Genomic DNA, 26257 nt, shown 5'->3' with positions numbered 1-26257 from the left:
TCTTTGCACCATAAATTATAACAATAAAACTACTAATAATGAGAAGAACTATCACACTCTGTCTGTTTGCTATTTGCGTTTCCGCTATGGCACAAAACAACACCATCGAGGTTAATACTAAAAAGATTGGTGCGCCTATCCAGTCTACCATGTACGGTATTTTCTTTGAAGACATCAACTACGCTGCGGATGGCGGCTTGTATGGCGAACTTGTCAAGAACCGTTCGTTTGAGTTTCCACAACACCTGATGGGATGGCAAGCCTTTGGCTGTGTCGATGTGGAGGATGATAACGCTCCTTTCGAGCGTTGTCCGCATTATGTCATCCTCTCCGACCCTGGCCATAAGGACCGTCGCTCTGGACTGGTCAACGAGGGTTATTTTGGCATTGGCATAGAGAAAGGTGAGGCTTATCGCTTCTCTGTATGGGCAAAGGCTCCTAAGGGCACTGCCGTCATCCGCGTACAACTCATCAAGGAGAACTCCATGGATGAGAAACAGGAGTTCGTAGAGGAGGAAATCAATATCACCTCCTCGCAATGGAAGAAATATACTGTCACGCTGAACGCTCCCCAAACAGAGAAACAGGCAAAGCTGCGCATCTTCCTCAAAGGCACCAATAGTGTCGCCTTGGAGCACATCTCTCTCTTCCCTGTTAACACCTTCAAGAACCGTGAGAATGGCATGCGTCGTGATCTCGCACAGGCTCTTGCCGACCTGAAACCCGGTATCTTCCGTTTTCCTGGCGGTTGTATCGTAGAAGGTACTGACCTTGCTACTCGTTACCAGTGGAAGAACACATTAGGCCCTGTGGAGAACCGCCCTCTGAACGGTAACCGCTGGGAACACACCTTCGACTACCGCTATTACCCTGATTACTACCAGAGCTACGGACTGGGGTTCTTCGAGTTCTTCCAACTCTCTGAGGATATCGGCGCCGAGCCATTGCCCATCCTCAGCGTAGGACTTGCCTGCCAGTACCAGAACTGGAACGACGAGTCTGCCCATGTTCCTATGGACGAGTTACAACCGTATATTGACGATTGTCTCGACCTCATCGAATTTGCCAATGGTCCCGTGACCAGCAAGTGGGGAAAGGTCCGTGCAGACATGGGGCATCCTGCTCCTTTCAATATGAAATATATTGGAGTTGGAAATGAACAGTGGGGTGAGTTCTACTATGAACGCCTAAAGCCATTCGTGGCTGCCATTCGTGCTAAATATCCCGACATTAAGATTGTAGGTACCAGTGGTCCTGTACCTGAGGACGTACCAGACAACACCTACCGTTTCGAGGACGGATGGAAGGCAATGAAAGCCCAGAAGGCTGACCTGGTGGATGAGCACTATTACCGTGACGAGGAATGGTTCCTAACCCATGGTCTGCGTTACGACACCTACGACCGTAAGGGTCCGAAGGTGTTCGCTGGCGAGTATGCCTGTCACGGCAAGGGCAAGAAATGGAACCACTACGAGGCTGCCATCCTTGAGGCTGCCTTCATGACAGGTTTCGAGCGTAATGCGGATATCGTACACATGACGACTCCTGCCCCACTCTTCGCCCATGTCGACGGATGGCAATGGCGTCCTGACCAGATATGGTATGACAATACGGACATGTTCAAGACCGTCAGCTACTACGTACAGCAGATGTACAGCACCAATGCCGGTACCAACGTCCTCTCCTTGACAATGGACAAGAAGCCTGTTGCTAACCAGGCAGGACAGAACGGGCTCTTCGCCTCTGCCGCCTACGACAGCAAGACGGACGAGGTCATCATCAAAATCGCCAATACCTCGAAGACGAGTCAGCCCGTATCCTTCAACCTCACCGGCATGAAGGGAACACGTACGGCACAGACACTTACGCTCTTCCATAACGGCATGGACGACGAGAACACGATCTGCAAACCAGAGCTCATCACGCCACAAAAGGGTACGACACAAGTGGATGAAGGCAAAGGGGCATCCCTTCTCCTCGACGACCTGCCCCCCATGTCCTTCCGCATCTACCGTATCAGGAAGTAAGAGAATATTAAAAAAAGCGGCATTTTTTAGATAATGCCGCTTTTTTTTTGTACTTTTGCAAAATATTGTATATCTATGCGGTTATGACAGTAGCAGATTATATAAAAAAACAAGATACAGGTGAGAGACGTTTCTCGTTTGAAGTGCTGCCACCCTTGAAGGGTAACGGCACAGAGGCGTTGTTTGAGACGATAGACAAGCTCGTGGTGTTCAATCCGGCGTTTATCAATATCACGACACACCACTCCGAATATGTATATAAGGAGTTGGAGAACGGACAGTTTGAACGGCAGCGCATCCGTCGCCGTCCTGGCACTATTGCCATAGCTGCCGCCATCCAACAGCGTTATGACATCCCTGTGGAACCTCATGTGATCTGTAGTGGCACAACGGTTGAACAGATAGAATACGAACTGCTCGACCTGCAATTCTTGGGCATCCGCAACCTGATGTTACTCAGAGGCGACAAGGCGAAGGAAGACAGTCGTTTCACTCCTACCCCTGGAGGTCATGCCCATACCACTGACTTGATTAAGCAGGTGGTACGTTTCAACGAGGGTTTCTTTGCCGATGGCACACCTATCAAACACCCGGGACCGAAGTTCGACTTCGGTGTCGCCTGCTATCCAGAGAAGCATGAGGAGGCTCCTAATCTGGAAAGGGATATGGAATACCTCAAACAGAAACAGGACTTAGGGGCTCAATATGCTGTAACCCAGCTGTTCTACGACAACGAGAAATATTTCGAGTTTGTAAAGAAGGCACGGCAGATGGGCATCACCATCCCTATCATCCCAGGTATCAAGCCCATGGCGAAACTGAGTCAGTTGACCGTTGTACCTAAGACGTTCCATTGTGATATCCCAGAGGCACTTACCAAGGAGATTGTGAAATGTAAGACAGATGAGCAGGCCCGCCAACTGGGTATTGAATGGACCACCCAGCAATGTCAAGAGCTTTATGAGCATGGCGTGAAGAATATTCACTTCTACACGGTCTCCGCAGTTGACTCAGTAGTGGAAGTAGCTAAAAGGCTTCTATAAAAATATAATTAACAATACAATATTGTAAAAAGGATGTTCAACCAGGTCATAGGACAACAAGAAGTTAAGGAGCGATTGCTGCAATTGGTAGAGGAGCAGCGATTGCCACATGCCTTGATGCTATGTGGTCCCATGGGCAGTGGTAAGATGGCACTCGCCATGGCATTTGCCGCCTATCTGCTAAAAAGCAACGGTAAGCAGCCGACAGCTAATGCAGAGGCGATGCTTGCCAAATGGGAGCATCCGGACTTACATTTCACATACCCCACTATCAAGCTGCCATCAATGAGCACGGACCACAAGCCCGTCTCTGATGATTTCGCACAAGAGTGGCACGAATTGATTATGGCTGGTCCTTATTTCACCATGAATGAATGGTTGGAGATGATGGGCGGGGAAAACCAACAGGCGATTATCACTGCTGGGGAGAGCGATGCTTTGATACGCAAGCTGTCACTCAAGTCGAGTCAGGGTGGTTACAAGGTCAGTCTCATCTGGCTTCCTGAGCGAATGAATATCGAATGTGCCAACAAGATACTGAAACTCTTGGAGGAGCCTCCTCAGCAAACAATCTTCCTATTGGTATGCGAGGAACCAGAAAAACTCCTGGAAACCATCCGTAGTCGTGTACAAAGAATTGATATCAAACGTATTGCCGATGAGGATATCCAACAGGCTCTCATCAGCAAACGAGGACTTACTGAGGAGGATGCCCAACGAGTGGCACGCATGGCAAACGGCAGTTGGCTGAAAGCACTGGAGATGCTAAGCGCAGACTCGGAGAATGAATTCTTCCTGGATTTGTTCCAGACCTTGATGCGACTCAGCTATCAGCGTAAGGTGAAAGAACTGAAGACATGGAGTGAGCGCATGGCGACAGTGGGACGTGAGAAACAGAAACGGTTTCTGGAATACTTCCTGCGTCTCATCCGGGAGAATTTCATGTATAACTTCCAAAAACCGGATCTCTGCTATATGACACAACGAGAGGAGGAGTTCGCCAAGAACTTCGCACGGTTCATCAACGAGGCGAATGTCATCCCTATCAGCGAGCTTGCTGACCGTGCCATCAGGGATATTGGGCAGAACGCCAATGCGAAGATCGTATTCTTTGACTTCGCTCTACAGATGATTGTACTATTAATAACGAAATAACTATAGGGACTAATAGGAACTATAAAAAACAAAAAAGAATTATGGAAAAAACAAAAGACCTTGAGATAAAAATCGGATGTGACCGAGGACTCTGCCATCAGGCTGTGGGACGACAGGACAAGCAGTTGAACACCTACGACTGGCTTGCCGATGTTCCGGGCAATACTGACACCACTGATTTGGTGGAGGTGCAGTTCAAACATACCCGCAAGGGCTATTACCATAATGTCAACAACCTCGACCTGAAGAAAGGGGATATTGTTGCCGTAGAGGCAAACCCCGGACATGACATCGGTGTGGTGACTCTGACAGGACGCTTGGTCAAGTTGCAGATTAAGAAAGCGAACCTCAAAAGTGCAGACGACATCAAACGCATCTACCGTATTGCACGTCCCATGGACATGGAGAAATATCAAGAGGCAAAACGTCGCGAGCATTCAACAATGATAGAGAGCCGACAGATTGCTAAGGGATTGGGACTACAGATGAAAATCGGAGATGTGGAATACCAAGGGGATGGTAATAAGGCTATTTTCTATTATATCGCTGATGAGCGAGTGGACTTCCGCCAGTTGATCAAGGATCTTGCAGCCACTTTCCATGTTCGTATCGAGATGAAACAAATCGGTGCCCGTCAGGAAGCTGGGCGTATCGGTGGTACAGGACCTTGTGGACGGGAACTCTGTTGTGCCACATGGATGAAGAACTTCGTAAGCGTGGGTACCAGTGCTGCACGTTTCCAAGATATCTCTCTTAACCCACAGAAACTAGCGGGAATGTGTGCCAAATTGAAATGCTGTCTGAACTATGAGGTGGATGACTATGTGGAGGCTGGCAGGAAACTGCCTTCCAAGGATACCACCCTGTTGACACAAGATGCGGAATACCATTTCTTCAAGTCCGATATCCTAGCAGGACTCGTCTCCTACTCTACGGACAAGAATATTGCAGCCAATCTGGAGACAATTACGGCAGAGCGCGCCAAGCAGATTATCGAGATGAACAAGAAAGGAGAAAAGCCCCTCTCCCTGCAGGAAGACGGCAGGAAGCTGGAGCCAGAACGTCCGCTTGATCTTGCCACACAGGAGAATATCAACCGCTTTGACAAGGCGAAGAAGAAAAAGAAGAAACATAAGAAGCCTGTCAATGGTAACGGTGGTGGTAACACCAATGCCAAAAATGGTAGCCAGCCCCAGCGACGCAATCAGAAACCTAGGGATGCGAAAGAATAGTCACACCTTATTATATTATATAGGACTGGTCTTACTCTGTATCGCCTGCGACAGCGAGATCATCTATAGCAACTACCAGCATATCACTATCGCGGGCTGGGAGAAAAACGATGCCATCTCCTTTGCCGTCCCACCTATTCAGCAAGACGGTACCTATCAGGAATCCATCGGGGTACGCATCAGCAATGCCTACCCTTTCATGGGACTCTCCTTGATTGTCGAACAGACTGTCTTTCCCTCGTTAGATACCTATACAGACACACTGAGTTGCAATGTAATTGACAACGACGGAAACGCGGTTGGACAAGGTATCAGCCATTACCAGTATAATTACCCCCTGAACACAGTTACACTACATAAAGGAGACTCACTGAGTATCCATATCCGTCATGACATGAAAAGGGAGATACTCCCTGGGGTGGCGAACATCGGGATGATACTCACCAAGCAATAGTCTTTACTAAGACCTGAGGAAATTACGACTGGCATCAATCCGCAAGAAGATAAACAACAGAATGGTAAAGCCCCACAGTGACGAGCCACCATAACTGAAGAAAGGCAGCGGAATACCTATCACGGGAGTGAGTCCCAACACCATTCCGACATTGATAAAGACATGGAAAAGGAAGATACTCAGTACGCTATAGCCATAGACACGACCAAAGCGGAACGGTTGACGCTCCGACAAGTGAATCAATCGGAGAATTAAGGCAAGGAACAGCAGCAACACGCCAGCAGAGCCTAAGAATCCCTCTTCCTCACCTACCGTACAGAAAATAAAATCGGTATCCTGCTCCGGTACAAACTTCAACTTAGTCTGTGTACCATTCAGGAATCCCTTTCCCTCAAGACCACCGGAGCCGATGGCTATCTCACTCTGATGGACGTTATAGCCGGCACCTCTCAAGTCTTCCTCCAATCCCAGCAACACATTGATACGAGTACGCTGATGGGGTTCCATCATATTGTTCAGGATGAAATCAGCACCATAAGAGAATCCCACGGAACCTAAAGTAAAAAGAGCAATATAGAAATAGTTGTGGATTCGCGAGCTCAGTCCTTCCCAAATCATAAAACCTACCAGCACAACAATCGTAGCAAGTTGTACATAACAGATGTCAAAAGACAGTTTCAACATCAGAAGAGAGACGAAAGTTATACCCAAACAATAAAAACCTATACGCCATGCCAGTCGCTTGTTCGTGCCATACACCCATACCAGTCCTGCCGTGAACAACTGTATCAACAACAGGACAGAGAATTTTCCTATGGAAGTAGGAGTGTCAGCCAGATACACTTCCGCATAACGAATACCTACCACGAAATAGACAACGGCAGCAATTCCCGTGAACAACACGGAACCTGGCATACCCTCCCGATAGAACATCAGGAAGAAGGCTAAATACACCAGTGCTGATCCTGTCTCACGTTGCAGGATGATGAATACCATAGGCAGGAAGATAATCGCCAAAGTCGCCCCAAAATGTTTCCACTGATGAATATTGTACCCATAGGTTGACATGAATTTCGCCAAGGCGAGAGAAGTCGCGAACTTAGCGAATTCCGCCGGTTGGATGCGCAGAGGACCTAATACCAGCCATGACCGGGACCCTTTGATAGTATGCGTGTTGAAAATGGTGAGGAACAACAGGATCAGCAAGAGTCCATAGATGATATAGGCAAAAGTATCGTAAAAGCGGTCGTCAGACATCAAGATGACAAATCCCAGGACGATAGACGTGCCAATCCATACAATCTGCATGCCAGAGCGGGTGTCGAGACTGAAGATATCCGTATTGCCGTATGAGTAACTGGCACCACACACACTGATCCAGCCAAAAGACAACAGGGCGATATAGATAAGTATCGTCCACCAGTCAATAGAACGGAAGATGCTGGTCTGCTTACCTGATTGTGTTACCATACGAGATATGTCTGTTTTGAAACTCCGTCGCCTTTCTCTCCGAGGCTTCTGAGAGTTTTCCGTGAATATACTGTTCCATGATCAAGCCACCAATGGGTACACCATACGTGGCACCCCATCCGCCATTCTCCACATAGACAGCGACGGCGATCTTCGGTTTGTCCATCGGAGCGAATCCCATAAACACCGAGTGGTCATGACCACGGTTCTGTGCCGTACCAGTCTTACCACATGCCATGAAGTCATAACTTGCCAAAGCATGACACGTACCTCCTGTCGCTGAAGCTCTCATTCCAGCCACCACATAATCATAAGCTTCCCTCTTCGCCAAGGTATAGTGTTTTTTGGTAAAGGTCGTGTCAAGTGGCTCTCCTTGTACTTTCTTCACCACATGAGGAGTATAGAAAAAGCCGCGATTGGCTATCGTCGCACCAAGATTAGCAATTTGCAGAGGAGTGGCATTTACCTCACCCTGTCCGATGGAAATGGAGATTACTGTCAATCCGTTCCACGACCCTTTATAGGCACGGTCGTAATAGTCGGCATTAGGTATCAGACCCCGTTTCTCGCCAGGCAAGTCGACTCCAAGTTTATAGCCGAAACCCATACTCACCATATAGTCACGCCATTTATTCATAGCATTCTGGACACTACCATACTTGGAGATATTCTGGTTGATCATATAGTACAATCCCCAACAGAAATAGCCGTTACAGGAAGTAGAGAGTGCTGGTACGAGTGATAAGGGAGAGGCATGACCATGACATCCGACATGCAAACCTCTGAAGTTAAAGCCATGTCCACAAGGATAGGCTGTCTGAGTAGGATGAAGGATACCCTCGCTCATAAAGGTAAGACCCTGTGTGGTCTTGAAGGTAGAGCCTGGAGGGTACTGTCCCATGATACTGCGGTTAAGCAGAGGCTTCCATACGTTCTGACTCAACAGGCGATGATTCTTTGAGCGGGCACGTCCCACCATCATACGAGGGTCGTAAGAGGGAGACGATACCATACAGAGAATTTCCCCTGTAGAGGGCTCTATCGCCACGATACTGCCTATCTTTCCCTCCATCAGCCGTTCACCCAATGCCTGCAGGTCAGCATCCAAGCTAAGTGTCAGATTCTTTCCCGGGACGGGTTTACGGTCGAAGATTCCATTCTGATAGCGTCCCTGTATCCTGCCATGAGCATCACGCAACAATATCTGCATACCTTTCTCGCCACGCAGTTGTTTCTCGTAGCTACGCTCCACTCCTAATTTCCCGATATAGTCGCCAGGGATATAATAGTCATCTGCCTCAATATCAGCAGGAGAGACTTCTGCCACATCACCCAAGACATGGGCGGCAAAGGGGTATTGATATTGTCGGATACTACGACGTTGTATATAGAAACCAGGGAAACGGAACATCTTCTCCTGAAAGACAGAGAAGTCTTTGTCGGATAACTGACTCATGAATATCTGCTGAGTAAAACGGCTGTAACCAGGATTCTTGACGCGGTCTTTGATTTCCGCCATACGCTTGTCAAACTCAGCCTTCGTGATGTTCAGTGCCTCACAGAACTCAAGGGTATCAAGATGATCCTTTGCCTCGTTTATGATTACCATGATATCGTATGACGGCTGGTTATAGACAAGTAGTTTCCCGTTTCTGTCAGTGATGATTCCCCGGGAGGGATACTCAATCTTCTTCAAAAAGGCGTTAGAGTCAGCGTTCTTCTTGTAGTCATCACTCATGATCTGCAAGGTAAACAGGCGAATAATATAAATCACGACAATAGCAACAGCTATCCCGCTAATCACATAACGCCGGTAGTCTATCTCATAGTCCTTCATTCCTGTCTGCCACGAACAGTCTCAAACGTCAATATCATCAACAAAGTAATAGCAGAGCTTCCCACCACACACTTAATCCATTCCAACCAGTTGTAGAAGGTAAAGACATCAAGTGTGAAGAACACCAGACAATAGATGATCACCAACACCAACGAGTAGTAGAAATACTTCACCCATCCGATATTATCCATAGAAGGCTGCAGGTTCTCTGCAGCATCACGGGATATAAACATCTCGAAATAATAGGGTTGGATGGCACCAATCAATGTCATCGAGGCTGCTGCCATTCCTGGAGTATTGTAGAACATATCAACTATGAGTCCCAGTGCGAAACTCCATAACAACACACCCCATTTGGGATAGTTTCGTGGAAAGAGGAGGACGAAATAGACATAGAACAACGGAGTGGCGCATCCAAACAGATGGATACGTCCCAACACCAACGCCTGTGCCAACGCAAAGGCGATGAACAGACCTGCCCGTTTGAAAATATCTGATGACATCCCTTATTCTTTCACATTTAGTTTCAATGAGTCACGTGCAGATTGTAATAATCGGGTACGCTCAACTATCGTGGGGTCGTTGACAACAACAACATCACGCAAATGACCGAAATCCGTCGACAAGCGTACTTTCACGCGGTAAGACAATCCATCGTCAGAGTTATACACCGTCTCTATCTTACCAACTAGCACACCAGGAGGGAAAATCGAGGAGTATCCGTTAGTCTCCACCCAGTCACCCCGTTTGAAACGAGCATGACGGGGGATATCCTCCAGATAAGCGACACCAGCGTCCTTACCATTCCACCGTAGCACGCCGAAATAGTTATGACCACGGATAGCACAACTGATACGTGAGGCTGTGTTCAGCACAGGCATCACCACCGCATAATGATCAGACACCAGATAGGTCACTCCCACCACTCCTTGTCCACAAGCAACACCCATACCCACTTCGACACCATCTTTGGTACCACGGTCAATTGTGAGCAGGTTGTCCTGACGGTTCAACTCATTAGTGACAACCTTCGCAGGAATCATACGGTATTGCTTGAGGAAAGACATCTCTTTCGCCCATAACCCTGCTGTGTCCTCCGTCGCCTCACTATACAGACGGCGCAACTGACTGAGCTGTCGCTCCATATAGAAATTACGCAACGTCAGACCTTCGTTCATCTGCCTCAAGGAGAAGAACGACTCCACTTCTGCCCTCCCCTCGTTCACCTTGCCGGACACCGCATTGGCGGAGGACAGCCACACACTGCCTTGGTAGCTGTTGTACTGGAACAACAGCACCAGACTGATGACTTCCAACAAGACGAAAAGAAACCAGTGATGGTATTTCTGTAGGAACTCCAGCAGGTTCTGCATCGTTCACTTATCGCATCAGGAAATTGAAACGATCCACATTCTTCAAGGCAATACCCGCACCTTTTGCCACAGAGCGCAACGGATCTTCCGCAATATGGAACTGGATATTGATTTTGTCTGTCAGACGCTTGTCAAGACCACGCAGCAAAGCTCCACCACCAGAGAGCCAGATACCGTTCTTCACGATGTCGGCATACAACTCGGGAGGGGTGTTCTCCAATGCGGAGAGAACAGCATTCTCAATCTTTGCCACAGTCTTATCGATACAATGTGCGATCTCCTGGTAGCATACCGGTACCTCCATTGGTAGTGCTGTGATACGGTTAGGTCCATGTACAATGAAATCGTCGGGAGCCTCGTCGCCAAGGTCTGTCAATGCCGAGCCCACATTAATCTTGATACGCTCAGCCATACGCTCACTGACCTTTACGTTATGCTGGCGTGCCATATACTCCTGGATGTCTGCCGTAAGGTCGTCACCAGCCGTACGGATGGAATTGTTGCAGACGATACCACCCAATGAGATGACAGCAATCTCCGTAGAGCCACCACCGATATCGACAATCATATTACCTTCTGGAGCCTCTACATCGATACCTATACCAATAGCTGCTGCCATCGGCTCGAAAATCAGATACACATCACGTCCGTCAGCGTGCTCTGCTGAGTCACGAACGGCACGAAGCTCCACCTCCGTAGAACCAGAGGGCACTCCAATCACCATACGAAGGGATGGTGAAAACAGACGACTACCTGTATGCACCATCTTAATCAATCCACGCATCATCTGCTCACAAGCAGAGAAGTCGGCAATCACACCATCACGCAATGGACGGATTGTACGGATATTATCATGTGTCTTCTCATACATCATCTTCGCCTCGTTACCGACGGCAATCATCTTGTCGGTACGGCGGTCGAGAGCAACAACCGACGGCTCATCCACCACGATCTTATCATCACTGATAATAATCGTGTTAGCCGTTCCAAGATCCATGGCTATCTCCTGGACAAAACTAAAAAATCCCATATCTTTTCTACCTATTTGTTTTGTACTAATTACTTTTCAAACCAATTATGAATAGCTGTATCATAATGACTGCTGACACCAAAGGCACGAGTAGCGAAATCACGACGCTGAGCCTTAGTGGTCTCCGCACCCTGCTTGTTCAGGATGTCCAGCAGAATACCGTATTCTGCCTTGGAGGGGACGATAACGACATCATTGAAATTCTTGGCTCCCGCACGAATCAGTGAGATACCGCCGATATCAATCTTCTCGATGATATCTTCCTCAGAGGCACCACTTGCAACGGTCTGCTCGAAAGGATAGAGGTCGACGATTACCAAGTCTATCTCCGGAATCTCATACTGAGTCATCTGCTCGCGGTCACCCTCGTTCTCACGACGACCCAGAATACCTCCGAACACTTTCGGATGCAAGGTCTTCACACGACCTCCCAAGATAGAGGGATAAGTGGTTACATTCTCCACTTTCTCACACTCGTAGCCCAAACTTTCAATAAAGGTCTGTGTACCACCTGTTGACAAGAACTTCACACCTTCAGCATGCAGCTTCTTCAACAACTCTTCCAGCCCATCCTTATGAAACACGGAGATGAGCGCTGTCTTAATCTTCTTTGTATCTGCCATAAATATAACGTTATATAATTTCTAAACTAGGTTGCAAAGGTACGAAAAAGACCGCACATCACATCACGTTTTAACAAAAAAAAATCCACACCTTAAAATAAATAATGTATATCAAGAAAATGACCTTTCATTTTCCTGTGAAATTTTTGCAACTTTACCATATTTTTCATATCTTTGCAGCATGAAGAAAATTCTATTATTGTTCCTAATCTCCATGATTGTTGGCTGCCAGCGTAAGAACTACGACGAGCAGAAGCAACATTGTATCAGCCTCATCGAACAGGGTGAGAAGTACACAAAAACAGCAGCCTCGGCAAGATACAAGCTCTGGTCGGAAAAGATCAACCCCGTTATTAATGACGAACAGAAACTCAAGGAGACGGAGGAGGCCTATAACGGCAACTGCCAGCATGTCAAGCAATATCTTGATTCTTTAGGTACGGAAGTGAAAGTATTAAAGGAAGCCAGCCCCGAATGGTACAACGACATCATTCACTTGCAGGCATCCCTGGAGGAACACTACAAACTCCTCAACACACAATCCACCTCATTGGACCGTTACTGGGGTAAGCACATGATCCTTCAGTCTGAGATCGGCAACAATATCGCTGCCTTCAAACAGAAATACATGAAGGACTAAGAACATGGGATATCCCAGTATCTCCTAAGGGGCGAGAGAATATCTCTTAAGAGTTATGGCAGTATCTCCTATAAGGGGTAAGTAAATATTACTATGAGGAATAACAGATATTGGAAAGAGGAATGGGTAAATGAATTCGCGAAAACACCTCAACATCTCAACAGAGACAGTTCAAATGCCCTTGCACAAAGGGCTTGAGGGCAGTGAGATGTTTGCCAAACACCTCACTAACACCTCACTAACACCTCATAGGTTTGAACCTGAATGAACGTGAAGAAAACCTGTCACAATGAGCACGAGACAGAATAGCTTAAAAATTTAAATCCCCCTTACGTCTGATGATGTAAGGAGGATTTTGTAGCGGGACCCAGGATTGAACTGGGGACCTCATGATTATGAATCATGCGCTCTAACCAGCTGAGCTATCCCGCCAACACAAGGGATGATTCCTTGAAATCGGGTGCAAAGGTAATATAAACTTTTTAATTCACAAAACTTTTTTCAGAAAAAACATTGTATTTCGAATAATTTTTGTATTTTTGCAAAACAGAAACTAACCTCTTAGGATATGCGTAAACACATTCTAAAGAAAGAATACCCGCTTTCAGCGAAGTCTCCCAAGATTGTTTGGGAAATGATCAGCAACGCCGCAGGATTGCAGAAATGGCTCGCCGACGTAGTGACAGAGAATGGAGATGAGTGGACGTTCACCTGGGGACATCCATGGACTGAGCGTGACACCAAGGTTTCGAAAGTCTTGGAGCTTGAGAAATACGATCATATCAAACTGAAATGGGACTATCAGGAGGATGACCCTGATGCCTACTGGGAGATGCGCATCGAGCAAAGCGAATTGACAGGCAACCTGAACTTGCTGATTACGGACTATGCCGACGCTGAGGATCTTGAAGACCTGAGTGGACTCTGGGATGCCAATATGGAGCGACTGCACCGTGTCAGTGGATTCTTACTATAAGACAATGAATTGATAAAAAAACGAAATATTTGCCGTGCTCTGAATTTTTTATGCTAACTTTGCATGCCCATTAAGCATGTTGCTGATGTTTCGGATCAAGAAATTAGACATATTCATCACGAAGCAGTTTGGACTGCTTTTCATCGGAACGTTCTTCATCTGCCAATTTGTGCTGATGATGCAGTTCCTATGGCGTTATGTCGACGAGTTGATTGGAAAAGGACTCTCACTGGAGGTGATGGCACAATTCTTCTGTTATATGGGACTGATGCTGATGCCCCAGGCTTTCCCTCTCGCCATTCTGCTGAGCTCACTGATCGCTTTCGGAAATTTGGGTGAGAGTTCTGAGTTGACTGCCATCAAAGCGGCTGGGATCTCCTTGCTGCAAGCGATGCGTTCCCTGATAGCTATCGTCATCGTGATCTCGTGCATCTCCTTTTATTTCCAAGAGGTGATCGGTCCGAAATCATTCATCGCCTTCCGCCAATTGTTAATCTCCATGCAACAGAAGAACCCTGAGGTGGAGATACCAGAGGGAATCTTCTACGATGGTATCAGCGGATCGAACATCTATGTCCAGAAGAAAGACATGAATACGGGAGTTCTCTATGGCATCATGATCTACCGTATGAACGGAGGCTATGAAGACGCTGCCGTCATCCTTGCCGACTCAGGAAGGATGCAGACAACTGAGGAGAAAAAGCATTTGTTACTGACCCTCTATAGCGGTGAATGGTTTGAGAACATGCGGTCACAGGATGTGGCAGGATCCGCCAATGTACCCTATCGCCGCGAAACCTTCTCCACCAAACGTATCGTCCTCGATTTTGATGGAGATTTCAACATGGCTGACGCTGACTGGATTTCCGGCGATGCCCGTTCGAAGAGTATGGGGAAAATCCTGCATGACCTCGACTCTATCCGTGAATTCAACGACTCCGTAGGACACCAGTTCTATAAAGAGGCGAAGCAGACAGCGTTCTACCTTCCCAGCATCAGCAAGAAAGACTCCACCAAAATTCTCGCGGAGATACAGAAGGACAGTCTCAACTTTGATTCCCTATATGCCAAACTACCTCCGGAAGCAAAACAGCGTGTGATGAAAGCTGCAGTGAACGAAGCCCAGACAGCTTCTGTCGACTTGGAGTTTAAGGGTGATTATTCCGATGCGCTGAACACTAACGACCGTCTCCATATGATAGAGGCGATTAACAAGGTGACGCTTTCCCTCTCTTGTCTCATTTTCTTTTTCATCGGAGCACCCTTGGGAGCCATTATCCGCAAGGGGGGATTGGGAGTACCCGTGATTATCTCCGTCCTAGTGTTTATCGTCTATTATATCTTAGAGAACACTGGTATGAAGATGGCGCGAGACGACAATTGGACAGTATGGTTCGGGAAAATGCTGGGGACTTGTGTACTGACCCCCATTGCCGTATTCTTCACCTATAAGGCAAACAATGATTCTGTTGTCTTCAACATCGACCTCTACAAGCAGATTTTATTCAATATGCTGGGAATCCGCGGAAAGCGCCATATTAGTAGGAAAGAGGTCATCATTGAGGATCCAATCTATATGGCAGACGCTTATCATCTGCTACGCATCAATCAGGAAATCGAGCAATACAGTATGGAGCATCAACTACTGCACTTGCCCAGCCCTATCAAGGTGTTCTTCCGTCCTGGTGACGACCATACCATCCAGCGTATCAGTGAAGAATTGGAGGAGGTGATAGAGGATCTGTCGAACACCAAGGACAGGGGTGTCCTCACTTACCTCAACCGTTACCCTATCGTAGCAACGCACGCACATACCCGGCCTTTCCGCCAGAAATGGTTGAATGTCATCACGGGACTGGTGATTCCCGTTGGCATATTCTTCTACCTGAGGATGTGCCGCTTCCGACTGCGTCTGCGTAAGGACCTGCATACCATCACACAGACCAACCAGTTGATGGTACAGAGAATTGCGGAGTGCTATCCCGGCACCCCGATAACGCTGGAGGAATTGCAGAAAATGCCATTGATTATAGATCTTATTAATAATAAATAATGTGTAACTGCTATCAATAAAGATATGGAGAATTTCATGCTTAATACCATTGAAGAGGCTTTAGAGGATTTCCGTGAGGGGAAATTCGTTATTGTTGTGGATGACGAGGATCGTGAGAATGAGGGAGACCTCATCTGTGCGGCAGAGAAAATCACACCAGAGATGGTGAACTTCATGCTGAAATACGCAAGAGGGCTACTCTGCGCCCCTATCACCATCAGTCGTAGTCAGGAACTGGACCTACCCCATCAAGTGCAGGACAACACCTCACTATTGGGTACTCCCTTTACCGTCACCATTGACAAGATCGAGGGATGCACTACGGGAGTCTCCGCCCACGACCGTGCTGCAACTATCCGTGCCCTTGCTGATCCCAGTTCGACTCCCAAGACTTTCGGACGACCAGGACATGTGAACCCGCTCTATGCTCAAGATAATGGCGTGCTACGCCGAAGTGGACATACAGAGGCCGCTATTGACCTCTGCAAACTGTCAGGTCTTTACCCTGCTGGTGCTCTCATGGAGATTATGAATGACGACGGTACCATGGCGCGTATGCCCCAGTTGATGGAATTTGCCCAGAAACACAGCATGAAGATCATCACCATCAAGGACATGATCGCCTACCGTTTGAAGAAGGAGTCACTCATTGAGGTGGGAGAAGAAGTTGATATGCCCACTGATTATGGCCATTTCAAATTGATACCCTTCCGACAAGTTAGCAACGGATTAGAGCATATAGCACTTATCAAAGGAGAATGGGAAGAGGAAGAACCTATCCTCGTCCGTGTCCATTCCTCTTGTATGACAGGCGACATCCTCGGGTCGAAGCGCTGTGATTGCGGGGAACAACTCCATAAGGCAATGCAGGCCATCGAGAAAGAAGGTAAGGGAGTGCTCATATATATGCAACAGGAGGGACGCGGTATCGGACTGATGAACAAAATCGCCGCCTATAAGTTACAAGAAGAAGGACTAGACACAGTGGACGCCAATGTACACCTGGGGTTCAAGCCTGACGAGCGCGACTACGGCTGTGGTGCACAGATGCTCCGTCATTTAGGTGTCCATAAAATGCGTTTGTTGACAAACAACCCCGTCAAACGGGTTGGACTGGAAGCTTACGGACTGGAGATTGTCGAAAATGTCCCCATAGAGGTCACTCCCAATCCATATAACCTGCGTTACTTAGAAACCAAAAAAAACCGCATGGGACATATCCTTCACCTGAAATAGTGTCAGTTTTTTGATGGTTTAAGTTAAAAAATGGTATATTTCTTTCTTCAAAAAGAATAAAATGATTACTTTTGCAACTAATTATAAAACACCAACAAACAAATATGGCACAATTATCTGATCGCTTACAGCGCCTGGCACCTTCTGCCACGCTGGCAATGTCACAGAAAAGTTCAGAAATGAAAGCACAGGGCATCGACGTCATTAACATGAGTGTCGGAGAGCCCGACTTCAACACCCCCGATCATATCAAGCAAGCCGCCAAGTTAGCGATTGACGAGAATTACTCGCGCTACTCACCAGTTCCTGGCTATCCTGATCTCCGTCAGGCCATTGCCCGCAAATTGGAACGTGAGAACCATTTGCATTATCAGCCAGCAGAAATTCTGGTATCCAACGGTGCCAAGCAGAGCGTGTGCAATACCGTTATGGCACTGGTCAACCCAGGCGACGAGGTCATCATCCCTGCTCCTTATTGGGTCAGCTACCCCCAGATGGTACTTTTGGCGGGAGGAAAACCCGTCATTGTAGAAGCAGGCTTCGAACAGAACTTCAAAATGACTCCAGAGCAATTGGAGGCTGCCATTACACCTAAGACCCGCCTATTAATCCTCTGTTCACCCAGCAACCCTACTGGCAGTGTATATAACAAAGAAGAACTGGCGGGACTTGCCAATGTTATCAAACGCCATGACGATCTTTTTGTCCTTGCCGACGAAATTTACGAGCATATCAATTACGTAGGGAAACACGAGAGCATCGCCCAGTTTGAGGGAATGAAGGAACGTAGCATCATCGTCAATGGAGTCAGCAAGGCTTATGCCATGACAGGTTGGCGTATCGGCTACATTGCTGCCCCCGAGTGGATTGTCAAAGGATGTAACAAACTGCAAGGACAATACACAAGTGGTCCCTGTTCTGTTAGTCAGAAAGCCGCCGAGTTTGCCTACACCTCCAGTCAGGAATGTGTAGAGGAGATGCGTAAAGCCTTTGAGCGTCGCCGTGACTTGATTGTCAAACTCGCCAAGGAGATTCCTGGCTTGGAAGTCAATGTCCCCGAAGGAGCCTTCTACCTATTCCCTAAATGTAGCAGTTTTTATGGCAAGAGTGATGGCGAGAAAACCATCAATAATTCCACCGATCTAGCACTCTACCTTCTAGAGAAAGGTCACGTGGCAACTGTTGGAGGAGATGCTTTTGGAGATCCCGAGTGTTTCCGTATGAGCTATGCCACAAGTGATGATAACATCATTGAGGCGATGCGTCGTATCAAAGAAGTATTGGAACAACTTCATTGAAAAATTGACGAATATCAAGTTAAAAGTTCTTAAATAGGTCGTTTAACCGAGGTAAATTGTTATCTTTGCCAAATGATAGGCGCATGAAAATGCACTGTCTGCGACCTAAAAAAAGGCAAAACGCAATAAATCAGAAAGATATATTATAATTTAATTCATTTAATAACTAAAATTTAAACTTTCAAAATTATGGCAACTACACAAAAGGCTGCAGCCCCAGCCAAGAAATCGGGCTTCCAAGGTGTTAAAGCTGCGTGGATTATTCTCGCTATTTGCTGCGCTGCAGGTTATGGCGTATGGTATTTCGTAATGGGTAACCCCGACAACTTCGTTGGTGGCGACCGTGCTGGACACCCCGCAAATCTGTTAGGTACAGTTTATAAAGGAGGTTTCGTAGTAGGTCTGATCTTGACACTGCTCTTCACCGTTATCTGCTTGGGCATCGAACGTTTCTTCGCCATCAAGAGTGCTTCTGGTAAGATCAACCTCGCCAAGTTCACAGCTCAGGTTAAGGATCTCATCAAGGCTCAGAAGTTTGCTGAGGCTGACGCTCTCTGCGACAAGATGCAGGGTTCTGTAGCTAACGTTGTAAAGGCTTCCATCAGCATGTACCAGTCAGTTGAAGGCGACACTACTCTGAAGAAGGCCGCTAAGATTGCAAAGATCCAGCAGGCTCACGAGGAGGCTACTCAGCTGGAGATGCCTACTCTTCAGATGAACATGCCTATGGTTGCTACCATCGTATCTCTGGGTACTCTGACCGCTCTGTTCGGAACTGTGCTCGGTATGATCGGATCTTTCCAGGCTCTGTCTGCTGGTGGTGGTGCTGACTCTATGGCTCTGTCTGCCGGTATTTCTGAGGCCCTTGTGAACACAGCATCTGGTATTTTGACCTCTTGGGTTGCTACCGTTGTTTACAACTTCTTCTCTAACAAGATCGACAAGCTGACTTACGCTCTCGACGAGATTGGTTTCACCATCGCAGCTACATACGATTCTAACCACAACGAGGCTTAATTTTTACCATTTAAAACTTAAAAAAACAGTTTTAGTATGGCTAAAATTAAGATACAGAAAAAAGACATCTGGATTGACATGACGCCTATGTCAGACGTGATGACACTGCTTCTGTGTTTCTTCATGTTGACCTCAACATTCCTGACCCCAGAGCCGGTACAGGTTACTGCGCCAAACTCTGTGTCAGAGTTGAAGATTCCCGAGCAGGACGTTCTGAACATTTTGGTAACCCCAGAGGGTCGTGTCTACTGCGGTACAGAAAACAAGAACAACATGCAGGCGATGCTGGACATCATGACCGACAAGTTCGGCGTTCAGCTCAATCCAAATCAGATCAAGCATTTCCGCGAGGATGCTATGGTTGGTGCTAGCATGTCGCAAATGGCAGCGTACCTCAACCTCGAGCCTGAGAAAATGGCAGAGGAAGTCCAGAAGCTCGGTCTTCCACTTGACAGTATCAAGGGAGGTAAGAGCGAGTTCCAGGAGTGGGTCTCTGCGGCCCGCGAAGCAAATCCTGACATCAAACTTGCTATCAAGTGCGACTCAAAGACTCCTTATGCATCTATTAAGAAGTTGATGTCAGAGCTACAAGACATGAACGAGAACCGTTTCCAGCTCATTACGAATCTCGATGTTAAACGTTTAAACGACTAGTATTATGGCAAAAAAGAATCTATCCAAGCAGAAGAAGATGGATACCCGCGTGAACTTCACGCCAATGGTAGACATGATGATGCTTTTGATCACGTTCTTCATGCTGTGTACTACACTGGCTAAGCCGCAGGCTATGCAGTTGACCATGCCGTCAAACGATGACACGAAGAATCTGAATGAAGAACAGAAGCAGGTTACAAAGGCTTCTCACACCATTACTCTTTACCTTGGCTCTAATGACAAGGTATGGTATATTGCCGGTCTGCCCAATTACGATGATCCTTCATGCGTAAAGGAGACCACCTATGGCAAAGATGGTATTGAGAAAGTTCTCAATGAGCATACCACCGAGGAAGGTATCAACCCTATTGCCAAAATAAAGATGGCAAAGAAGGAACTTGATGCCAAGAAGAATGAGTATAACTCAAAGATGACTGACGAGCAATATCAGGAAGCTCTCAAAAAGTTGAAGAAGGGTGAACTCCCCAATGGCGAGAAGGTTCCTACGATGACCGTCATTATCCGTCCTCTGAACACTGCTACCTATGAGAACATGGTAGCAGCCCTCGACGAGATGCTGATAAGCAATGTTGATAAGTATGTCATTGACAATGTCGACAAGATGAGTGACGATGACAAGGCACTCATCCAGAAGGCTGGTGTCAAGTGATTAACCCCTAAAATGCAAAAAGAACTATGGCAAAAATAGATCTTATAGACAATGGCTGGGTTGACCTCGTATTCGAAGGTAAAAACCAAGCATATGGAGCTTATCAACTGCGTAAGAATACTGGTACTCGTAACCTGAAGGCTCTTATCACGATGTTCGTTGGTTTTGCTATCATTGCAGCCATCGTTATCGCTAAAGTCTCTATTGAGAACTACATCGCATCGCAGAATGCTGCTATTGAGGCAGATGTAGAGCTCCAGAGTCTTGCTGAGAAGAAAGAGGCTAAGGTTGAAAAGAAAGACGAGCCGGAAGTTGAGAAAGTTGAGATTGAGCGCGTCAAGAGCTCTGTAGCTTTCACCGTTCCTGAGATTAAGAAGGATAATGAGGTGAAGGAAGAGCAGGAGATGAAGTCACAGGAAGAACTTCAGGAGACCAATACCGCTATCGGTGCCTTCAACGTTGAGGGTAATGACGAAACTGCTGGTGAGGTATTGAAAGCCAAGGAAGTTATTGCAGAGCCAGAGCCGCCAAAGGTGGAGGAGACCAAAGTCTTCGACGTGGTAGAGCAGATGCCATCGTTCCCCGGTGGACAGGGTGCCTTGATGTCATGGCTTGGCAGCAACATCAAGTATCCTGTAGTAGCTGAGGAGAATGGTGTACAGGGTCGCGTCGTTTGTACCTTTGTGGTGGAGCGCGACGGTTCTATCACAGACGTGAAAGTCGTCCGTGGTGTTGACCCCTCTTTGGACAAAGAGGCTGTGCGTGTGCTCAAGGCTATGCCTAAATGGATTCCTGGTAAGCAGAACGGTTCAGCTGTACGTGTTAAGTACACTGTTCCCGTAACCTTCAGACTTCAGTAATCTATGACGAAGAGCGTATTCAACAAACTCGTTGGATTAACACTTATCTTAGGCTTGCTCCCATCATGTGGGAGCAAGCCTAATCCTGAAAAGGAGGAAGCATATCTGAAGGCCGCTGAAAAAATCGTAGCTGATGAGAGTTTCTATCCTATTCTAGACGAAGAGCTCTTCTATTTCAACAGCCAGCGTTTAGACACGATTGGTGTAGAATATATGAACGAGCAGGACGCCGTTGCAAAACTGATGAAACAAGAGACATGGCTTGCTTTCACCACCCGTGACTTCACTGCGAAGGAGAAGAAGAGTCTGCAAGACCAGAAGTTCCTGCCCCGTGCGATTCCCATCGCCTACGACGGTCTCTCTATTATCGTCAACAATTCCAATCCCGACACTTGCATTACCATTAAGGATTTTGCACGTGTACTTCGTGGAGAGGTAACCCAATGGGGCGAAATCTATCCCAGTTCCAAATTGGGAGCTATTGATGTCGTTTTCGACAATCCATTATCCAGTACGGTTCGCTGGTGTGTGGACTCCATCCTTGGAGGGAAAGAGTTCACTAATCCCAACATCGGAGCCGTCAAGACCAGTGCAGCAGTAATCGATTATGTGGAGAACCACAAGAATTCCCTCGGTATTATCGGTTCCAACTGGTTAAATGACAAGCGTGATACCACGAATGTCACCTTTAAAAAGAACATAACAGTGATGGGGGTCTCAAAACTTGACTCAGCCACCAAGGCAAACAGTTGGAAGCCCTATCAATATTATTTATATAATGGCAATTACCCATTACGTCGCACCATCTATGCGTTATTAAATGATACCCGTAATGGTACTCCGTCAGCCTTCGCACATTACTGTCAGCTACCCAAGGGACAAATGATTATCCTCCGTTCAGGTCTCTTGCCTCGTACAGCAAATATGAATGTCCGACAGGTTATTGTCAATAAAGAATAAACCAAATGGGCGTATTCACGTCATAATGATAGAGAAAAGAATTTAGAAGTTTAACTTTAATAAAAAAAGAATTATGAAAGCAATTAAATACCTCGTGATGGGAGCGCTGATGATAGGATTCGGCACTCCAGTGATGGCACAGGACGGTTCCAAGGCCGACGTTGATGCCGTAAAAAAGATTATTAGTAGTAAACCCGCTGATCTCGACAAGCAGATGAAGCCTTTCTACAAGGCAAACAGGAAGAATCCAGAGAACTTGCTCGCCATAGGTCGTGCGTTCTATGAGGCAAAAGATACTGCACGTGCCCATGAATATGCTCAGTTTGCACTGGATGCCTCCAAGAACAAATACGCACCTGCTTATGTGCTGCTGGGAGACATCGCTGCCCTTGCAGACGATGGTGGTGGTGCTGCCGCATATTACGACAATGCCATTTACTATGATAAGAAACTTGCCGAGGCATATCGTAAATATGCCATGGTTTACCGTAAGATTGACCCCAAAGGTGCCGCTCAGAAGCTCGATGAGTTAAAAGCAAATTGTCCTGAGGTGAATGTTGACGCTATCAAGGGACACATTTTCATGGTTGCTGGCGACGAGAAGAATGCCTACAACGAGTTTAAGAAAGTGCCCATCGACCAGTTGGACAAGAGCTATCTGAATGAGTTCGCCCGTGCCAGCTATTTCCAGGGTCACTTTGAGGATGCGTTGGCAGCCTGTGAGCAGGGTCTGAAAGACAAGCCTCGCAATGCCACCTTTACCCGTCTTGCCATGTTCAGCAACTATGAGTTGAAGAACTACGAAGCCGCCAAGGGGTATATCCACAGATATTTCAATGAGACTGATAGTGCCAAGTTCTCTGAGTACGACCACTATTATTCTGCTTTGATTTATGACGCTTTAGGCGAACAGCAGAATGCGTTCAGCGAATATGACAAAGCTCTTGTTCTGGTCAACGACTCTTCTATGATTAAGAAATGGGCTATTCTAAAGACCCTCTCTGACGCCTACCTGAAGAACAAAGACTATACCAAGGCTACCGATTATTACAAGCAGATGCTTGCCGCCAAGAAAGACCTGACCTACGATGATGAAGAAGGACTTGCCAATATTTACACGAAGGAAGGTGATGCCTCTGCAGATCCCGCCAAGAAGATAGAGATGATCAAGAAGGCTGACGAGGTCTATGCTGCACTCATCCAGAAATATCCGACTCAGGAGGTTTATTCCACCTATATGCGTGCCAACCTCAACAACAAGCTCGACAATAATATGGAGAAAGCACTTGCCAAGCCTTATTATGAGAAGCTAGCCTCCTTGCTGAGTGGGCGTAACGACCGTACTAAAGGTCAAGACACCATGCTGAAGACTGCCTATCACTATCTGATGTTCAACGCATACATTAATAAGAATGTGGATGGTGCAAAGGCATTCGCAGAGAAGATCCTCCAGATTGACCCAGAATATAAGGCTGCACTGGAGATTCAGGCATTGAAGTAAACATCACTATAAAAAGGAGCGCAAGTATTGGCTTGCGCCCCTTTTTTCATTCAACAAACATGAATCTGAGGAAACTCACACTATTTGTATTTGGGATTTGGGGTGTAATGAGTATCACATTAACATCCTGTCAATCCCATGACAAGCAAGTTTCCAATAGAAGTACCCTTAAGAGCGAGCAAGACTCCATCATCCAAGCTTTAATTGACAAGGATATGGATAGCGCCCTCCTCTTGATAGACAGTCTCAAGGACCAACATCTCCTACCAGAGTATAAAGCCAACTACTTCCGGGGACAGATTCATTATAGATTAGGACAAGAGCTCACTGCAGAGCTCTATTACAAGAGGGCACTTACCACTAACGAGCTATATAAGGATCGTCCCTCACTCTACTATTTCGTGTCCGACCAACTTTCAACTATCCTCACTGTCAAAGGTGACCAGGATGGTGCCGTCAAGACAGCAACAGAAGCCTATTCCATTGTTCAGAAAGACACCACACAAGAAGGACAATATTGGTCAGCTATCCTACTCCATGACATCGGATATAGTGAGATGCAATTAGGGCATTACCAAGAAGCCAAAAAGAATTTCACACAAGCATGGAAAACCCTTAAAGAGATTGCCAACAAAAGACCCACGTTCGACAATCTCTATACTTGGGCAAGAATCACTTATAATATCATTGATGCCTATACAAGTACCGAACAGTTTGTGGAGGCAAAAGAGTGGTTACCACAAGCCGAGGAAGCCATCAATCATTTGTCCGTCTCTCCAGAGTGTCCTGCGACCACCGCTGAAGAATTCTCAGCAGGTCTTGACACCCACAAAGCCCTTGTATATGTAAAGACAGGGCAGCGCGCTGATGCCAGACAGGCATACCAGCGTTTTATAGGTACCAACTATTCTAAAACCAGTCAAGGACTTATTGAGCATTATGAATACCTCCAACTTGCCGAGCGATGGGACGACTTAGCACTACTGATTCCTAAAGTCGACTCCGTTATCCAGTCGTGGGATATCCCCCTGTCATTATATTATCTGAAGTCCTACCTTACCCCTTACCTGAAAGCTTATATCAAGACCGGACATTCGGAACAAGCTCTCCAAATGGCAGAACGTGTCGTCAACTCCATCGACTCCATCTATACCTATGAGCAACTACATAATGCAGCAGAGTTAGCTATCATGTATGAGACACAAGAGAAGGAAAAACAGATTTCCGAGCAACAGTCAATGCTGAAATATCAACGTTATATCGCGGTATTCATCGCTATTCTGCTCATTCTTATCTCTTTTGTCATCATCACCCTACTCCGTCTCCGCAATGCCAAAAAGTTGTCAGACAAGAATAAGGAGTTGCAACAGAAAAACAAAGAGCTAACCAACGCCAACGCTCGTGCGGAAGAATCATCACGCATGAAGACAGACTTTATCCAACAGATTTCCCATGAGATCCGCACTCCCCTAAACGTCCTCAGTGGTTTCACACAGGTCTTAACTTCGACAGATTCTGAATTGTCACAAGAGGAGCGCAAGGATATCAACGAGCGTATCACCAAGAACACAAACCGGATTATCGAACTGGTCAACAAAATGCTGGAACTCTCTGATATGCACAGCAAGAGTATCATCGAACGTTCCGATAAAATGACCACCGTTCATATTGCCACTCAGGCAGTTGAAAAGTCAGACATCCCCAATGCCAAACATGTCACTTTCCATCTGGAATACAATCCTTCCGTTGAAAAGATCATACGCACCAATTTCCAAGCAGCTTCCCGTGCCCTCGCATTACTATTGAACAATGCTGTCAAGTTTACTAAACAAGGAAGTATTGAGCTAAGTATCACCCTCGACACAAAAAACCATATGGTAGTCTATACGGTCACAGATACGGGTATCGGCATCCCACCATACGAGGCAGAGCATATCTTCGAAGAGTTCTTCCAACTGGATCCCTACTACGAAGGAACGGGTATCGGACTCAGTGTAGCCCGCAGTATTGCCCTTCGTCTGGGTGGTAACATTTACCTTGACACCAGTTATCAAGGAGGTGCGCGCTTCGTTTTCACCATTCCCGACGAAGCATAAAAAAGGCTTTCCTTATGGGAAAGCCCTATGTTCTTACTAACATTGCCTTGCT

Annotated in this window: 23 protein-coding genes and 1 tRNA gene; 17 read left to right on the top strand and 7 right to left on the bottom strand. The window is 46.8% G+C overall.

Going from position 1 to position 26257, the window contains the following annotated elements; all coding sequences use genetic code 11:
* Window positions 1-38: 38 nt before the first annotated feature.
* The 5 genes from BM257_RS04975 (at window position 39) to BM257_RS04955 (ending at window position 5911) form a co-directional block, all read left to right on the top strand.
* The gene (locus BM257_RS04975; protein ID WP_092069091.1) at window positions 39-2027 is read left to right on the top strand and encodes an alpha-L-arabinofuranosidase C-terminal domain-containing protein; all 1989 of its coding nucleotides are present in this window, start codon (window positions 39-41) and stop codon (window positions 2025-2027) included.
* An 83-nt stretch (window positions 2028-2110) separates the two neighbouring features.
* Window positions 2111-3070: a methylenetetrahydrofolate reductase [NAD(P)H] gene (gene metF, locus BM257_RS04970; protein ID WP_092069089.1), complete on the top strand. Its 960-nt coding sequence runs from the start codon at window positions 2111-2113 to the stop codon at window positions 3068-3070.
* A 33-nt stretch (window positions 3071-3103) separates the two neighbouring features.
* A complete protein-coding gene (locus tag BM257_RS04965) occupies window positions 3104-4225 on the top strand; it encodes a DNA polymerase III subunit (protein ID WP_092069086.1) in 1122 nt (373 codons plus the stop codon).
* Between the two features lie 41 nt (window positions 4226-4266).
* A complete protein-coding gene (locus BM257_RS04960; RefSeq protein ID WP_092069083.1) occupies window positions 4267-5457 on the top strand; it encodes a PSP1 domain-containing protein in 1191 nt (396 codons plus the stop codon).
* A complete protein-coding gene (locus BM257_RS04955) occupies window positions 5444-5911 on the top strand; it encodes a gliding motility lipoprotein GldH (RefSeq protein ID WP_092069080.1) in 468 nt (155 codons plus the stop codon). The genes BM257_RS04960 and BM257_RS04955 overlap by 14 nt, the downstream gene beginning before the upstream one ends.
* Window positions 5912-5917: 6 nt before the next feature.
* Here the strand turns inward: BM257_RS04955 and rodA are convergent, their stop codons facing one another.
* Genes rodA through BM257_RS04925 form a run of 6 tightly spaced genes read right to left on the bottom strand, consistent with a single transcriptional unit; the run spans window position 5918 to window position 12244 of the window.
* Window positions 5918-7381, bottom strand: coding sequence for a rod shape-determining protein RodA (gene rodA / locus BM257_RS04950; RefSeq protein WP_092069371.1), 1464 nt, complete (start codon window positions 7379-7381; stop codon window positions 5918-5920).
* Window positions 7362-9218, bottom strand: coding sequence for a penicillin-binding protein 2 (gene mrdA, locus BM257_RS04945; RefSeq protein WP_092069077.1), 1857 nt, complete (start codon window positions 9216-9218; stop codon window positions 7362-7364). Before mrdA ends, rodA begins: the two co-directional genes overlap by 20 nt.
* Window positions 9215-9721 carry a rod shape-determining protein MreD gene (mreD, locus tag BM257_RS04940; protein WP_092069074.1) on the bottom strand — a complete coding sequence of 169 codons (507 nt, stop codon included), beginning with the start codon at window positions 9719-9721 and terminating at the stop codon, window positions 9215-9217. Before mreD ends, mrdA begins: the two co-directional genes overlap by 4 nt.
* A 3-nt stretch (window positions 9722-9724) precedes the next feature.
* On the bottom strand, window positions 9725-10591 hold the full coding sequence (gene mreC, locus BM257_RS04935; protein ID WP_092069071.1) for a rod shape-determining protein MreC: 867 nt from the start codon (window positions 10589-10591) through the stop codon (window positions 9725-9727).
* Between the two features lie 7 nt (window positions 10592-10598).
* A complete protein-coding gene (locus BM257_RS04930; RefSeq protein ID WP_092069068.1) occupies window positions 10599-11621 on the bottom strand; it encodes a rod shape-determining protein in 1023 nt (340 codons plus the stop codon).
* Window positions 11622-11650: 29 nt separating this feature from the next.
* Window positions 11651-12244, bottom strand: a complete 594-nt coding sequence (locus BM257_RS04925; protein WP_092069065.1) for an IMP cyclohydrolase — start codon at window positions 12242-12244, stop codon at window positions 11651-11653.
* Window positions 12245-12425: 181 nt separating this feature from the next.
* Between BM257_RS04925 and BM257_RS04920 the strand changes: the two genes are divergently transcribed.
* Window positions 12426-12884 carry a hypothetical protein gene (locus BM257_RS04920; protein ID WP_092069062.1) on the top strand — a complete coding sequence of 153 codons (459 nt, stop codon included), beginning with the start codon at window positions 12426-12428 and terminating at the stop codon, window positions 12882-12884.
* Between the two features lie 358 nt (window positions 12885-13242).
* Here the strand turns inward: BM257_RS04920 and BM257_RS04915 are convergent.
* Window positions 13243-13316 (bottom strand) — tRNA-Met (locus BM257_RS04915).
* 136 nt (window positions 13317-13452) lie between these two features.
* Between BM257_RS04915 and BM257_RS04910 the strand changes: the two genes are divergently transcribed.
* The 11 genes from BM257_RS04910 (at window position 13453) to BM257_RS04860 (ending at window position 26205) form a co-directional block, all read left to right on the top strand.
* On the top strand, window positions 13453-13860 hold the full coding sequence (locus tag BM257_RS04910; protein WP_092069059.1) for an START-like domain-containing protein: 408 nt from the start codon (window positions 13453-13455) through the stop codon (window positions 13858-13860).
* 85 nt (window positions 13861-13945) lie between these two features.
* A complete protein-coding gene (locus tag BM257_RS04905; RefSeq protein ID WP_092069369.1) occupies window positions 13946-15913 on the top strand; it encodes an LptF/LptG family permease in 1968 nt (655 codons plus the stop codon).
* A 24-nt stretch (window positions 15914-15937) separates the two neighbouring features.
* Window positions 15938-17149: a bifunctional 3,4-dihydroxy-2-butanone-4-phosphate synthase/GTP cyclohydrolase II gene (locus tag BM257_RS04900; RefSeq protein WP_092069056.1), complete on the top strand. Its 1212-nt coding sequence runs from the start codon at window positions 15938-15940 to the stop codon at window positions 17147-17149.
* A gap of 104 nt (window positions 17150-17253) precedes the next feature.
* Window positions 17254-18447 carry a pyridoxal phosphate-dependent aminotransferase gene (locus BM257_RS04895; protein ID WP_092069053.1) on the top strand — a complete coding sequence of 398 codons (1194 nt, stop codon included), beginning with the start codon at window positions 17254-17256 and terminating at the stop codon, window positions 18445-18447.
* Between the two features lie 189 nt (window positions 18448-18636).
* Entirely contained in the window at window positions 18637-19464 is an 828-nt protein-coding gene (locus BM257_RS04890; protein ID WP_092069050.1) for a MotA/TolQ/ExbB proton channel family protein, read from the top strand.
* Between the two features lie 36 nt (window positions 19465-19500).
* The gene (locus tag BM257_RS04885; protein ID WP_092069047.1) at window positions 19501-20118 is read left to right on the top strand and encodes an ExbD/TolR family protein; all 618 of its coding nucleotides are present in this window, start codon (window positions 19501-19503) and stop codon (window positions 20116-20118) included.
* A 4-nt stretch (window positions 20119-20122) separates the two neighbouring features.
* Window positions 20123-20788, top strand: a complete 666-nt coding sequence (locus tag BM257_RS04880; RefSeq protein WP_092069044.1) for an ExbD/TolR family protein — start codon at window positions 20123-20125, stop codon at window positions 20786-20788.
* A 26-nt stretch (window positions 20789-20814) separates the two neighbouring features.
* Window positions 20815-21648, top strand: a complete 834-nt coding sequence (locus tag BM257_RS04875) for an energy transducer TonB (protein ID WP_092069041.1) — start codon at window positions 20815-20817, stop codon at window positions 21646-21648.
* Between the two features lie 3 nt (window positions 21649-21651).
* Window positions 21652-22608, top strand: a complete 957-nt coding sequence (locus BM257_RS04870) for a PstS family phosphate ABC transporter substrate-binding protein (protein ID WP_092069038.1) — start codon at window positions 21652-21654, stop codon at window positions 22606-22608.
* A 73-nt stretch (window positions 22609-22681) separates the two neighbouring features.
* Window positions 22682-24109 carry a tetratricopeptide repeat protein gene (locus tag BM257_RS04865; protein ID WP_143096752.1) on the top strand — a complete coding sequence of 476 codons (1428 nt, stop codon included), beginning with the start codon at window positions 22682-22684 and terminating at the stop codon, window positions 24107-24109.
* Window positions 24110-24216: 107 nt separating this feature from the next.
* Window positions 24217-26205, top strand: a complete 1989-nt coding sequence (locus BM257_RS04860; protein WP_177216017.1) for an ATP-binding protein — start codon at window positions 24217-24219, stop codon at window positions 26203-26205.
* The last annotated feature ends 52 nt before the right edge of the window (window positions 26206-26257 follow it).

The organism is Prevotella sp. tf2-5 (assembly GCF_900115435.1).
Lineage (GTDB): Bacteria > Bacteroidota > Bacteroidia > Bacteroidales > Bacteroidaceae > Prevotella.
This window is presented reverse-complemented; position numbering and strand designations above follow the sequence as displayed.

Excerpts from the sequence above, each read along its gene's own strand:
- BM257_RS04975 (WP_092069091.1), top strand. The coding sequence starts at position 39 with ATGAGAAGAACTATCACACTCTGTCTGTTTGCTATTTGCGTTTCCGCT.
- metF (WP_092069089.1), top strand. The coding sequence starts at position 2,111 with ATGACAGTAGCAGATTATATAAAAAAACAAGATACAGGTGAGAGACGT.
- BM257_RS04965 (WP_092069086.1), top strand. The coding sequence starts at position 3,104 with ATGTTCAACCAGGTCATAGGACAACAAGAAGTTAAGGAGCGATTGCTG.
- BM257_RS04960 (WP_092069083.1), top strand. The coding sequence starts at position 4,267 with ATGGAAAAAACAAAAGACCTTGAGATAAAAATCGGATGTGACCGAGGA.
- BM257_RS04955 (WP_092069080.1), top strand. The coding sequence starts at position 5,444 with ATGCGAAAGAATAGTCACACCTTATTATATTATATAGGACTGGTCTTA.
- rodA (WP_092069371.1), bottom strand. The coding sequence starts at position 7,381 with ATGGTAACACAATCAGGTAAGCAGACCAGCATCTTCCGTTCTATTGAC.
- mrdA (WP_092069077.1), bottom strand. The coding sequence starts at position 9,218 with ATGAAGGACTATGAGATAGACTACCGGCGTTATGTGATTAGCGGGATA.
- mreD (WP_092069074.1), bottom strand. The coding sequence starts at position 9,721 with ATGTCATCAGATATTTTCAAACGGGCAGGTCTGTTCATCGCCTTTGCG.
- mreC (WP_092069071.1), bottom strand. The coding sequence starts at position 10,591 with ATGCAGAACCTGCTGGAGTTCCTACAGAAATACCATCACTGGTTTCTT.
- BM257_RS04930 (WP_092069068.1), bottom strand. The coding sequence starts at position 11,621 with ATGGGATTTTTTAGTTTTGTCCAGGAGATAGCCATGGATCTTGGAACG.
- BM257_RS04925 (WP_092069065.1), bottom strand. The coding sequence starts at position 12,244 with ATGGCAGATACAAAGAAGATTAAGACAGCGCTCATCTCCGTGTTTCAT.
- BM257_RS04920 (WP_092069062.1), top strand. The coding sequence starts at position 12,426 with ATGAAGAAAATTCTATTATTGTTCCTAATCTCCATGATTGTTGGCTGC.
- BM257_RS04910 (WP_092069059.1), top strand. The coding sequence starts at position 13,453 with ATGCGTAAACACATTCTAAAGAAAGAATACCCGCTTTCAGCGAAGTCT.
- BM257_RS04905 (WP_092069369.1), top strand. The coding sequence starts at position 13,946 with ATGTTTCGGATCAAGAAATTAGACATATTCATCACGAAGCAGTTTGGA.
- BM257_RS04900 (WP_092069056.1), top strand. The coding sequence starts at position 15,938 with ATGGAGAATTTCATGCTTAATACCATTGAAGAGGCTTTAGAGGATTTC.
- BM257_RS04895 (WP_092069053.1), top strand. The coding sequence starts at position 17,254 with ATGGCACAATTATCTGATCGCTTACAGCGCCTGGCACCTTCTGCCACG.
- BM257_RS04890 (WP_092069050.1), top strand. The coding sequence starts at position 18,637 with ATGGCAACTACACAAAAGGCTGCAGCCCCAGCCAAGAAATCGGGCTTC.
- BM257_RS04885 (WP_092069047.1), top strand. The coding sequence starts at position 19,501 with ATGGCTAAAATTAAGATACAGAAAAAAGACATCTGGATTGACATGACG.
- BM257_RS04880 (WP_092069044.1), top strand. The coding sequence starts at position 20,123 with ATGGCAAAAAAGAATCTATCCAAGCAGAAGAAGATGGATACCCGCGTG.
- BM257_RS04875 (WP_092069041.1), top strand. The coding sequence starts at position 20,815 with ATGGCAAAAATAGATCTTATAGACAATGGCTGGGTTGACCTCGTATTC.
- BM257_RS04870 (WP_092069038.1), top strand. The coding sequence starts at position 21,652 with ATGACGAAGAGCGTATTCAACAAACTCGTTGGATTAACACTTATCTTA.
- BM257_RS04865 (WP_143096752.1), top strand. The coding sequence starts at position 22,682 with ATGAAAGCAATTAAATACCTCGTGATGGGAGCGCTGATGATAGGATTC.
- BM257_RS04860 (WP_177216017.1), top strand. The coding sequence starts at position 24,217 with ATGAGTATCACATTAACATCCTGTCAATCCCATGACAAGCAAGTTTCC.